Origin of the sequence: Nostoc sp. 'Peltigera membranacea cyanobiont' 232 (genome assembly GCF_002245985.1) — a bacterium.
Classification (GTDB): domain Bacteria; phylum Cyanobacteriota; class Cyanobacteriia; order Cyanobacteriales; family Nostocaceae; genus Nostoc.
Genome location: NZ_NOLK01000203.1, coordinates 1 through 12,235, shown reverse-complemented (window position 1 = coordinate 12,235; position 12,235 = coordinate 1). Strand labels below are relative to the sequence as shown.

Below are 12,235 nucleotides of genomic sequence, written 5' to 3'. Positions count from 1 at the left end.
CAGTAACACCACCACGCAAAGAACCATCAGTTGCTGTTTAATACCTAAGATTATTCATACTTTTGCTAAGTCTCTGATTAACTCAGCCCTGCTGGGTCTTTTTGCATGGCTTAGTCTAAACTCCAGTTAGGAGCTTGAAAGGAAAAACGACTTGCAGCAGCACGTAAAGAAGCAAGAAACCGACCTTTGAGCAAAAAATCAGGAGATTTGAAGTCTAAATCATTGTTCATGTAAATAACTATAACAAATATCTTGCCAAATAGCTAGCTTTATGATATACACCTACAGATAAAGGCAAGGTAGATATGTCGAGGGTAGCGATCGCTGGCGTTGAGTGGTGATTTTTCAGAGGGAGCTTTCACCCCTTTTTGTCCTTAACACTTGCCCATAAATGACTCTTTTAGGGAATGTTTTCATTTGAATAGTCAAGTTGAGGTCGAGGCTGAAACAACGGTAAATCAAGGCTTTTGATAATAAACTTTAGCAAACTTTACAACGTGTCCCATTTTGCACATATCACGGCGGATACCCTACTATGCCAGATATGCTAAATACAAAGGTAAAACAACTGCCAATGCTCGATTACGTCAGTGCAGGAATCGCGTTTTACATTACAATGCTCCCCGTACAAGAGTGGATATTGGAATTCCGCCTTGGTTATCTCGGTCGCTACTGGAGCCTGATAAGTGTTGCTGGCTTATTAATTGGCTTTTTGCTCTGTGCGCTGATATTTATACCATTAATTATTAATATGGTGCTAGATCCGTTCAGATATCCAGATCATTTGGTTATGAGCGGGATCGCTGCGGTGATTTTTAGCGCAATACTTTGGCTGGGGCAATGGCTAATTCTCCGCCAGACTGAAATAACACCGAGAATTTTTGCTCTGATCAATACGGTAGTTGGAATTTCTGTCTTTTCTGTGCTGGTGTGGTTCAATCAAAAAAGTTTGCAGTGGAGCGGTGGCCCGATTGAGGGCTGGAAAACCGGACTCATTTTTCTAGTCGGTGGTGCAGTTACCGGAGCCGCGACGGGTAAAGCATTAGATTTTTACTGTTGGCGAATCGAGCAGCGATTAATCAGACTTGAGAGGGAGAGGGTAGAGCAAGAAACCCAAGAGCGGAAAAGGCTTTTGAAAGAAAGAATTGAGAAGGAGAAATTAGCGCAAGAACGCCTAGAAGCAGAGATGGCAGAACGGAAAAGGATACAGCGAGAGGCGGCTCAAGAGCAAGAACGTTTGTGGTACGAAAAACACGGTCAAGACTATGCAGATTATGCAGATTATGAGGATGAGGAAGAGTAACTTTGTGCTGTAATGAACCGATTAAGTCTGTTAAAATTCGCTTTTGCCCTTACTGGGGTTTTTCCTATAAAAAGTCTGTTAATTCTGTTGTGGTTTGAATAAGATTTTGGGTGCGATTCGTTGTCAGGGTAATCGCACTCATTTTCTTGTTCACCCATCTGTACAACTGACATTAATTTTCTTGAGAAAGAAGAGCTTGTAACTGCTGAACTTGTTCAAGACTTAAACCCGTGACTTGTGAGATTTCTTGCACAATCATTCCTCTTTTGAGTAAATTTAATGCAATCTCTTCTCTTGTTTTTTGAGCGCCTTCCTGTTGCCAACTTGTAACAATCTCCATAATTTCCTCCTGTTCATGTAATCCCATTGTACTGATTGCCGCTTGAAAGACCTGTTTCTCAGTATCGTCGAGCCTCAAATACGTATCAACGAACCCAGAAATTAGTTGCATCCTTGCTGGGTCTAATTTTAAGGTCGCCAGCAGCCGCAAACATTCCGCCTTCACCTGTGGACGTTCTTGCTTGGAAATATTCATCTTTGACATTAATGCTGCCGCCACCGGATTTGGCTGCGTGAGAAAATCGCGCCAACTTAAACGATTCAACTGGATTGCTACAAACTGAAATTCCAGCACTTTTAAATCTCCAAAGGTGACGCGATAATTTTGGGGTTCGGCGCGTTTTGGTTCATCAAAAGAAAAAATTACAACTGGGTAAATCGGTAAATCATACTTTTCATGTAGGCGCGCAAAATATTTAAACATCCGCTTTGCAAAGGCTGTTTCAGTGTAAGACTGGTTTTCAACATGAATTAGAAAACAAGTATCTTGCTGTTGATAACGCACCTGCGCCAGTAAATCAATTTCCTTCTTTTCGCCAGAAGTGACATCATTAAATACTTCTTGGGGTAAAAGCTGGATGGAATTACGATCTATTTGGCTGGCTAGTTGAGGTAGAAACAAATCAAGAAAATCAATAAAAAACGTAGATAATAATTCTTTGAAAAGGCGGTCGTGGTCAATCATAATATTTATCTTTAACTTTCATAACAATCATTTTATTTTCAGGTTAACATTTTTACTAAAGCTCAGTATCGCATATACTAAATATCTCTGCAATCCACTAGAATAAAGAGATGATAATCTGATTTATGTATATTAGCTATTAAAACAGACTTCATGAGATACAAGCTATGAAATTATCAGACTTATCAGCAGAAAGCCTAGAAAAAATTAAGGCAGTTAGATGGGATAGGATTATTGAGAAACATGAAGGGGCAGAGGATTGGGAATCAGTTCTCAGATATGAACAGCCAGACTTTTTGTCAGTTCAAGGATGCCCGATATTATTACCTGTAGATAAATCACATCATCCTAATATCACCATAATTCGGTGTATCTGGAGTATAGATAACAACTCTGTAACTGTTTTTCTGTCTGATACTACCTATGAAGATGATCCTTTTTTCTCTGGATTTATGGCGGTATGCGATCGCTTGAAGGGAGAGGAATTTTTTTTAGCAGTTTTATATCATGAATGGTTTATTATTGAAAGAGCAGGAGTTTTTGAATAATCCTGTTACGTTAGGATTCTCAAATATTATTCAATAATAATTAAACTACTATCTCATTAACTCGGACAACATTTGCTCAAGAATATCTTCCATAATTGACTCGTCCGTGGAGCGCAAAGAAACTGGGCCATCAAGAAATTCTTGAATAGTGATTTTCTTTTCTTTAAAGCCTTTAACAAAATCCCGAATCTCAGAAACGACGTTAATTTGATTGTCAATTGTTTCTACCATATCAGTCATAGCGTCAATACCTTTTTTAGCAGCTTTTCGAGAATCAGCAACCATCGTTCCTTCGGGAGTATTTTTTGTCAAACGCAGTTCCTGCTTTAACTTTTCGTATTGAGTGAGGAGAATTTGATTTTGTTGTTCTAGAGTTCGGCATCGACAAGTTAAATCATCTTCGCTATTGTTATCAATAATTTATCCAGCTTGTTGACTTCGCTCAATTTCAAGAAGTCTTGCTAAATCCCCGTCTTGGTAAGCTTTATTGATTTCTTTCATGATTTCTGTATGATATTTCTGTGTTTCGCTGTCTCTAGCTTTGTCAGGGTGAAAGATTTCAGCCAACTTCAGAAATGTTTGACGAATTTTTCTTTGCTCATCTGTTCTAGCTACGGAGGGAGATTCTATAGGCTGTTGTGATTGCCAATTTTGATAGTGTTTTGAAGTAGTTTCCTCTGAAAAATCTCTAGTTGTATTTTCATCTTCATTATCAAACGGTTTGTCTAACTCTATATCTAAATGTCTACTATTGGGGTTTACACTGATGACTCCTGCCACTTGTAGATTCCAGTAAACTGCTTCTATCTTTTTGAGGGTTTGTTTACCAAGCTTTCTAGTAGTAAAAATTTCATCAAACAGAGTATGAATTTCCCGATCTAACTCAGCCATTCTTTGGAATAGTGGAGTAGCTTTAGTAAGAAATTCCGCACCAAAAGAACGCATCTGTTCGACAAAGTTCTTCAGTTCTGTGCGCTTTTTCTTGATCTGTTTGAGTAGTGATTGATGTTGTTTTTCTAGAAACTCTAAGCGGATATGTAATTGAGACAGAGCTAGCGGAGTTACTTTAATTGATTGCGATGGAACTGTAGTTTTTCGAGGCATGAAACACGTATGTAAGTTTAAAGTTTAAAATAGAACTGTCGCCTTACTTAGGGAATGCGAAAAAAGACACATCTTGGACTGCCATAATTGCTAGGCGTATTCTGGTTTAATCGCGGATTTTAAAAGTCATTATCCGTAAAGGGAACTATGGATGGTAAAAACTTTTGAAAAGAAGGGTAAAATTGTAATCTTGCTTCATAGTCATCTGTAAGTGATATTTCTAGCTCGATTGTTTGCTGATTTTTTTCATCAAAAAGCAATTGGATTTGATAATTTGTCCAGAATTGCTCACCTAGTTCATCTTCTAAATCAAACAGTCTTTCTTCATCACCCCATATATTTGACCAAAGTCCGATCCTATTAGCGCGAAAATGATTTTGACCATTAGCATCTCCAATTACAAAATATGCTTCGACATTTAAATCAAATCCCAAGTCATCGACCTCTACCTCTGCTATTTGACAGTTAACCACTATCAAGGTATCGGGGTTAACGTTTACTACCTGGTCTTGGCGCTTTAATAATTCTTGTAATACAAAATCAGGTAATAGCTGAGAACTTCCTTCAAGGGCTTGTTTTTGAGTTTCTGGAGAGGAACGAGTTTTTAACTCTTGCGTGATTAAAGTTAAAATATCTTCACTAGCTAAATTGACAACTATCTTTTTATCTGCGGTATTAAGAAAACTTCCAAGATTCAGATTAATGTGTTTTTTAATTGGCATAATTCTCTAAAATCCTTTTGAACAGTTCATACTCATCTACAAATAAAGCGAAGGCAAGGAAAAATATTACCTCAGCTTCAGTTCTCCGTCTTGATCAAGACGTACTTCCGAGTAATTGCAGGAGTGAAAATCATAATTATAAATGACTGTGATTTGATAGCCTATTATGTTCATGCGCTAATATTTAAAAATGCCACAGTGCTTGACCAATTAACGAATTGGTTGAGTAAGTAACGAACAAATAAATTTTTAATAATATTTATTTCCTCACTTGTCAAATTAGCAGCTAGACGATCTGCGTAACTTGGTCGATTAGGATTAGCAGTAAATAAACGCTTGATAAAATTATCAGAGATGTGCATAGGTGTCAAATACTGCTGAAGAACTACTTGTACGCAGTGTCCATTTGAGGCAAAAGCGTGACGCAAATCATCAGCGTCACAGTTAAGCATGGGGTCAGAGGTATCTGTATAAATAGCTTCTTCCGCTAAAACTAATCGCTTATACAATTGAGCATCAAGATTTTGGCTGGGCAGTAAGTGGTAAAACCTTTGGGTATGACGAGGTACTGTCTCAGCTAAAATAAGCTTGACTGAGCGCGGGATCAATTGACCTAAAATTTGAGCAGCAAGTCCCTTATCCGATTCCGAGGCTAGTAGATTGCGCCCGATAATAGAGTCAAACTGTACATTTGGTGCAAGAGATGCCAGCATAGCAGGTATCTGTGCAACAGATGCAATAAAAACTATTGGTCGCATTGTTTCAGGAAGTGCCGCAGCAAGTTCTACTAAAGCATTGGCATCAGAGCGATTGCGAACACAGGCATAAACCCCACCTTCAGGAACTTGCCGGATTGCTTCCCAAGTAAGTAAGCCAGTGGCGGCATTTAGATCCAATACTAAGTGATGACGTTGTAATTGAGCGAAAGCGAAAATGCGCTCGCGCACAGATGCTAATTGTGTACTTACCTGAGAAAGTGTACGTTGTAACCAGCGCTCATCTGCTCGGTCAACAGTTCCATAAGTCATGACTTCTATTGGTGCAACACCAATACCTTCTACTATTGCAGCAAGTTGGGCTTCCCGACGACGCGCCACTTGTGTTGCGATTTGGTGTTCATAACCTTGGGTTGATGGTTGGTAAAACAATTGACCTTGCAAGCTCTTGGGTAAATATTGCTGTTCTACCCAATGATCTCGGTAAGCGTGAGGATAGAGATAACCCGCCCCATGCCCAAAACCTTTTTTATCGCGATTGGCATCTTTAAGGTGAGTGGGGACTTCTGCAACATTTTCATTTTCTACTGCGGCTAAAGCATCAAAAAAGCCCATAATGCTATTGGATTTTGGTGCAGTCGCTAAATAAAGTACTGCCTGCGCCAAATGATAACGTCCTTCCGGCATTCCCACGCGATCAAAAGCTTCAGCACAAGCATTTGTAACGACAACTGCTTGTGGGTCAGCCAATCCAACATCTTCACTGGCAAGAATTAACATCCGACGGAAGATGAAGCGCGGGTCTTCACCGGCATAAACCATTTTGGCCAGCCAATAGAGTGCTGCATCTGGGTCAGAACCTCGTAAGCTCTTAATAAAAGCACTGATGGTATCAAAATGGGCATCCCCTTCTTTGTCGTATAAAACAGCACGTTGTTGAATTGATTCTTCTGCCACTGCTAGGGGAATATGAATAACACCTGTAGTATTGAGGGGTGTAGTTTCTACAGCTAGTTGCAAAGCATTCAATAATGAACGAGCATCACCATTAGCAACATGAACTAGATGAGCTAAAGCATCTGTGTCAATTTGTACTGTTAACTTGCCATAACCGCGTTCAGAATCAGCTAGTGTTTGCTCAACAATTTTGTATAAATCTTTATCAGTTAATTGCTGAAGTTGAAAAATCCGCGAACGGCTGACAAGCGCTTTATTGACTTCAAAAAAAGGATTTTCGGTGGTAGCACCAATAAGAATGATTGTACCATTCTCTACCCAAGGCAATAAAGCATCTTGCTGAGACTTATTAAAACGATGGACTTCATCGACAAAAAGAATAGTTCGTTGATTATGGAACTTGCGCTGTTGTTGGGCTATTTCAATTGCCGCTCGAATTTCTTTGACTCCTGAAAGTACAGCATTGATAGCGATGAAGTGAGCGCGGGTGGTGTTAGCAATAACGCGGGCTAGAGTAGTTTTGCCAGTCCCTGGTGGCCCAGAAAAAATTAAGGAAGACAGTTGATCCAAACTAATAGCACGCCGCAGTAGTCTTCCTTGTCCGATAATATGCTCTTGACCAATAAATTGATCGAGTGTCCGGGGACGCATCCGAGCCGCCAGTGGTGCTTCTTCTTCGGTTATTTTTGTAAGATGCTGGTCAAATAAGTCCATCGTTCCTTCTGGAGTTTTCTTTGCCAAACTAGGACTCCGATTTGATTTTTGAAAATATACTGAGACTGAAAAGCCTGTTTTATGCTGAAATCAGAACTGATGATTTTTGGTTTTGACTCGCTGATACAGTTCTTCCATTGTTTCAATAAAGGAAGCATCATTGTGCCAGAAATCAGGAAAATCCCCTTGTTTCTTAATCAAAATTGCACAGATACTACTTGGAGTCGCCACTTCAATAGTTTGTGGTAATCGCTTTGTACCTAACCAAAATTCTCTGGCATTTGGCATTTGGTTAAGAGATTGCTTTTCTAGCTTAGAGTACAGCGAATTAGAAAGTTCTAAAGGAATTTCCTTAGTACTCAATTCCTCAGATAGAGCTTTTCCCAAAGGAGAATCAGCTAATTTGGCTTGAAGTTCTGCTTTCGATAATCCCCGTAATTCAAATAACAACCAGGGATTATTATCTAATTGAGAAGCCACTAAATAGTAAACTCCAGCAATGTGCTTACAGGGATTAGCATAATCTGGGCAAGAGCATTTAGTTTTGAAATCCTTACTACTATGGGGCAATAAATGTAGTCCCAAATGAGAGAAAGTATCTTCAATATTTTCTGGGACTTCATTTAGCAGCAATCGAGAAATGATACTGGCTTTAGAAGAAAGCTTTTGGATAGCTTCATTCCAATGGGTTTTAGCAATAGGTGTAATCTGAATCTCTATATTATAAGTTGGTTCTTTGTAGACTCCAAAATAGGGATTAACTGAGCCTCTGACTTTGGCAGTAATTTTATTTAAGTCAATCTCAAAGCTTTTGACTTTACCACCGCTAGCATAAGACCATCCTCTTTTGAGTCGGTTATCATCTGTAAAAGCTTCTAGTGCTTGAATAAAGCGATCGCCCCACCAAGTTCGACTAAATTTAGCCATAATATCTACTCCAAGATTGCACTCTTATTCAATGAAATCAACTGCTTAAAGGCTTCATTATCTAATTCGGTGAGCCAAGATTCATCGCTACCAATAACAGCATTAGAGAGTTTTTTCTTATCTTCAATCATTTGGTCAATTCTCTCTTCTAAAGTCCCAATAGCAACAAATTTATGCACAAAGACATTCTTTTTTTGACCAATACGGAAAGCCCGGTCAGTTGCTTGGTCTTCAACTGCTGGGTTCCACCAACGGTCAAAGTGAAAGACATGGTTGGCTTTCGTGAGGGTGATACCTACGCCCCCTGCTTTCAAGGAAAGGATAAAAACCGATGGTTCTGTATTTGGGTCTTGAAATTCGGTAATCATTTGTTCTCGGCGTGGGCGACTAGTGCCACCATGCAAATAGTAAGTATTGCAATGCAGACTATGTTTGAGATGTTTTTCAATCTTTTCACCCACTTCCGTAAATTGACTAAAAATGAGTAAACTTTCTCCTTCATCAACTGCCTCCTCAACCATCTCTGCTAACCGACTGAGTTTGTGCGAACGCAGTGGTGAAAAATCGCTCCCATCTTGCAGAAATTGGGCTGGATGATTACAAATCTGCTTCAATTTCATCAGGGTTGAAAGAATCAATCCTTTGCGCTGAATTCCCTCTGCTGATTGCAATTGTTTTTCTACATCTAGTACCACCACTTCATAAAGCGATGCTTGCTCTTTGGTCAGGTTAGTGTAGAGTTTTTGTTCCACTTTATCTGGCAAGTCATTAATAATAGATTGGTCAGTTTTTAACCTTCGCAGAATTAGAGGTTCTACCAGTTTTTTCAAGGTGGCAGATTTCACATGGTCATTGTCTTTTTGAATCGGAATCTCGAAGATTTTCCGAAACTGGGCTTCTTTACCCAAGTAACCAGGATTGAGAAAGTTAAAAATTGACCACAAATCCAGTAAGCGGTTTTCTACAGGAGTTCCTGTTAATGCCAGCCGATGTTTAGCTCTTAATTTTAAAATAGCTTTAGTTTGGGCAGCTTTCGGATTTTTAATATTTTGTGCCTCATCCAGTACTAAACGTTGCCACTCGATGCTGCTCAATAACTTTTCATCTTTGCGGACTAAAGTAAAAGAACTAATTATCACATCGTTTTGTTCACAAGCAGCTTTGAAATCAGCTAGATTTTGCAGCCTAGTGCTACCATGATGCACCATAGTTTTTAAATGAGGTGCAAATTTGGCAATTTCTTTCTGCCAGTTGCCGACAACAGAAGTAGGGGCAATTAATAATGTAGGCAGGGCAGATAAAGAAGTAATCTTTTCTCCTACTTTCAGAGCTTCATGTAACTCTTTCTCTTGCACTAATCGGGCAATCACCTGCACGGATTTACCTAAACCCATATCGTCTGCCAAACAGCCATTTAATCCCAAATCTTCCAGATATTGTAACCAGGAAACACCACGTTTTTGATATTCTCGGAGCGTGCCTTGCAGATTATCAAGTTCAGAAATTGGCTCTAGGCGACTTTTATCTTGTAGCTTTGCTATCATCTCTGACAAAGCTTCATCATGTTCAATTTCCCATTCTGACCCCAATTCAGCACTGCGTTGTAGAAACTCCAGTAAGGTCATCTGGGGTTGTTCGTTACCGTGGGACTGCCAAAATTCGAGTAACTGCTGCATTTTATCCCGGTCTAATTCCATCCATTGACCGCGAAAATGCACTAGGGGAGTTTTAGCATTAATCAGTTGTTCCCATTCAATAGGTGTGACAGTTTGCTCCCCAATCGCTAACTCATACTGATACTCCACCAGTGAGTCTAAGCCGAAATAGCTTTTTGTTTCCCCTTTCGTTGCAGCAAGTTTGCTACCCGATGCTTTGAGGCGAATTTTGGCGCGGCGACGACCTGTGGGAGTATACCAAGCAGGTACAATTACTTTGAATCCTGAGTCTTCTAACACCCAAGCACTTTCTTGAAGGAAGTCAAATGCTTCATCTAAAGTAAGTTGCATTGCGATTGGACTCGCTGTTTCCAACCCAAGCCAGAGTTTGGGATACATCCTGGCTGCATACCCCAGATTCAACAGCAAATTTGTTTCAAAATCTTTACCAAAATCTTTATGTACAGCAGCTTTAGTAAATTGATTCATTGTCCAGTAGTCTGCTAACGCTAACTTCAAGGATGGATCTTGTTTACTCGCTACTAGAAATTGAATTTGCCAATTGTCTATTTGTTCATTATCAGGAGAATGTAACTGGAAGCACAGATGAAAAGGTGAATCAGCTTGAGTACGGGTTATTTTTGTTTTCCACACCAACCATTGCTGATAATCAACGAGTGCAGTATTTGTTGTTAGTGGGTTATGCTGACGAGGATAAAAGCAAGATTCAATTAGAGAATCAGCAATTTGTTTGTCAAAAGCGGCTGTAGATGGGGTGTGAGTCACTAAATCGTGAAGTACATATTCGGAAAAGTGACGCAATAGTGTTTCTCGATCAAAAAACTCAATATGATTGCTAGTTGTTGCTTTACCTGCCACACATATTAGTGGCATATAGTCAATATATTTCAGAATATTTGCTTCATATTGTTGCGAAATAATTTCCCATGTGGCATAAATTTCAAATGCTGCTTCCTGAATCTTTTTTTTGCCTTTTTTGTGGGGATTTTCCGTTGATAACTGTCGATATTTTAGTGCAGGAATAAATTGGTCTTTGAGAATTACTTGCTTAAAACTTTGAGTGTAATGATACCAAAATAATAAATTTGAACCAATTTGAAACTTCTCCGCATTATATATTGCTAAAAAATGGATATCTTTGAGGAGTTTGATAATATTCAGTGCTGTTTCCGTTTTGGTAGATACTACTGTTTCATAACAATCAATCTGCCAATATTGGAATTTTTCATAACTGTCAGTCAACTCAATTTCTAAATACTTGGTTAATTCTGGTGAAGGTAGGGGCTGATTATTGGTGGTTGGTAAGGCAAAGTATTTAGGAGATATGCGTTGGTTTAATTGAGTCTTGTGTTCTTTAATTCCCAATTCCTGTACTAAAAAGGTGATTAATTCGGATTCTCCCAAATGTCCAGGATGAATTTGTTGACTATTAGTGTGACTTTTTTGGGATAATTGAGTTTCTACCCACAAGTAAAAAGACCCTGACTGAATAAAGTCAGTTTCCTCGTTTGGTATCCAGGTGCCATGAAGTATTCTCATAGTTATAATGCCTCTGGATTGTTTGGAAATTCACGCGCCTTAGAATTACTTTAGCAAACAGAGGTGCTAGAATCATCTTCTTTATGCAAAAGAAAGCGATGACGCTATCGTGCGATCGCCAGACTTACGCGTCAAGAGCGATACCAGGGATAATAAAAATTTTTCGGCAGCGCAATAGTTTCTATTCTCGTTGCCAATATGCTCAGTCAGCGATCGCATATTGGAAAAGGATATGTTTGAGATTACCTCAAGTTATACCAATTCGCAATTCGCAATAGGCTAACGCAATGAAAAAACTTAGAGATAGCAACCCTTTCAGGGTTTACATCTGTTTCATGATTTTAGTGAAACGGTATTACTGCCCAGTGCGACCCTGCCCGTTAAATCCTGAATTCCGCTAACGCGCTGAAGGTGTGCGTGTAGTCCATCGTAGTCTTTAATGGGACTTCCAAAGAATAAATTATTCCAAGAAAAACAAGAGACAGGTTTTCTCAAGAATGATAATCATTTTAAGGGGGGAGAAAAGGGGTTGCCGAGGCAACCCCTTTTCTCCCCCTCATGTATGCATGAAGAATCTATACACTTGTAGTCTGCTTTGAAGTTAAACAGTGTAAAATTAGTATGTTTTGTAGCTAAATAAATGCTGTTATTAAAATCAAATAACTTTTGTTTTACTACAATAAATATCAATAAACCAATTACCTAAATTTGGGAAAACTTCATGAGTAGAATCGGTTAGCCTGTCAATCTGTTTTTCAATTTGAGCCATAGCTTTTTTTGTAAGCTTTACCCCATTCTCATAAGTTTCGTGTACTAGCTTAACTACTGGATGATCACCTTTCCATTTCATAGTACTAGCAAACTTTAAAGCCGTCTCCACTTCATCTAAAATGCTGCCATTCCAATGATTCTCTAGTATTGCCCATGTCCTTTCTATCGGATTATATTTACTATGATATGGAGGGTAGTAAGCTAAACGTATGTTTACTTGATGTTTGTGGGCAA

Annotated in this window: 8 protein-coding genes and 1 pseudogene; 2 read left to right on the top strand and 7 right to left on the bottom strand. The window is 39.1% G+C overall.

Translation table 11 applies throughout. The features are described 5' to 3' along the window. The first annotated feature begins 535 nt into the window (after positions 1–535). Positions 536–1,303, top strand: a complete 768-nt coding sequence (locus CDG79_RS35740) for a hypothetical protein (protein WP_143855680.1) — start codon at positions 536–538, stop codon at positions 1,301–1,303. 172 nt (positions 1,304–1,475) lie between these two features. Here CDG79_RS35740 and CDG79_RS35735 read toward each other — a convergent pair whose 3' ends face one another. Next, entirely contained in the window at positions 1,476–2,327 is an 852-nt protein-coding gene (locus CDG79_RS35735; protein WP_094346331.1) for an Rpn family recombination-promoting nuclease/putative transposase, read from the bottom strand. 167 nt (positions 2,328–2,494) lie between these two features. Between CDG79_RS35735 and CDG79_RS35730 the strand changes: the two genes are divergently transcribed. Then, the gene (locus CDG79_RS35730; RefSeq protein WP_069074518.1) at positions 2,495–2,875 is read left to right on the top strand and encodes a hypothetical protein; all 381 of its coding nucleotides are present in this window, start codon (positions 2,495–2,497) and stop codon (positions 2,873–2,875) included. A 48-nt stretch (positions 2,876–2,923) separates the two neighbouring features. On the opposite strand, the pseudogene CDG79_RS35725 reads toward CDG79_RS35730, so the two are convergent. The 6 genes and pseudogenes from CDG79_RS35725 to CDG79_RS35695 form a co-directional block, all read right to left on the bottom strand. After that, positions 2,924–3,979, bottom strand: a pseudogene (locus CDG79_RS35725) (J domain-containing protein). 119 nt (positions 3,980–4,098) lie between these two features. Continuing rightward, positions 4,099–4,701, bottom strand: a complete 603-nt coding sequence (locus CDG79_RS44430; RefSeq protein WP_223278547.1) for a hypothetical protein — start codon at positions 4,699–4,701, stop codon at positions 4,099–4,101. Positions 4,702–4,871: 170 nt separating this feature from the next. Next, positions 4,872–7,115 (bottom strand): AAA family ATPase, encoded by a 2,244-nt coding sequence (locus CDG79_RS35710; RefSeq protein WP_223278546.1) that lies wholly within the window; start codon positions 7,113–7,115, stop codon positions 4,872–4,874. Between the two features lie 63 nt (positions 7,116–7,178). After that, on the bottom strand, positions 7,179–8,015 hold the full coding sequence (locus tag CDG79_RS35705) for an SWIM zinc finger family protein (RefSeq protein ID WP_094346329.1): 837 nt from the start codon (positions 8,013–8,015) through the stop codon (positions 7,179–7,181). A 5-nt stretch (positions 8,016–8,020) separates the two neighbouring features. Next, positions 8,021–11,230: a DEAD/DEAH box helicase gene (locus CDG79_RS35700; RefSeq protein WP_094346328.1), complete on the bottom strand. Its 3,210-nt coding sequence runs from the start codon at positions 11,228–11,230 to the stop codon at positions 8,021–8,023. Between the two features lie 655 nt (positions 11,231–11,885). Then, the coding region (locus tag CDG79_RS35695) for an ISAzo13-like element transposase-related protein (protein WP_442946276.1) at positions 11,886–12,235 on the bottom strand (350 nt) is incomplete at its 5' end.

Excerpts from the sequence above, each read along its gene's own strand:
- CDG79_RS35700 (WP_094346328.1), bottom strand. The coding sequence starts at position 11,230 with ATGAGAATACTTCATGGCACCTGGATACCAAACGAGGAAACTGACTTT.
- CDG79_RS35705 (WP_094346329.1), bottom strand. The coding sequence starts at position 8,015 with ATGGCTAAATTTAGTCGAACTTGGTGGGGCGATCGCTTTATTCAAGCA.
- CDG79_RS35740 (WP_143855680.1), top strand. The coding sequence starts at position 536 with ATGCCAGATATGCTAAATACAAAGGTAAAACAACTGCCAATGCTCGAT.
- CDG79_RS44430 (WP_223278547.1), bottom strand. The coding sequence starts at position 4,701 with ATGCCAATTAAAAAACACATTAATCTGAATCTTGGAAGTTTTCTTAAT.
- CDG79_RS35730 (WP_069074518.1), top strand. The coding sequence starts at position 2,495 with ATGAAATTATCAGACTTATCAGCAGAAAGCCTAGAAAAAATTAAGGCA.
- CDG79_RS35735 (WP_094346331.1), bottom strand. The coding sequence starts at position 2,327 with ATGATTGACCACGACCGCCTTTTCAAAGAATTATTATCTACGTTTTTT.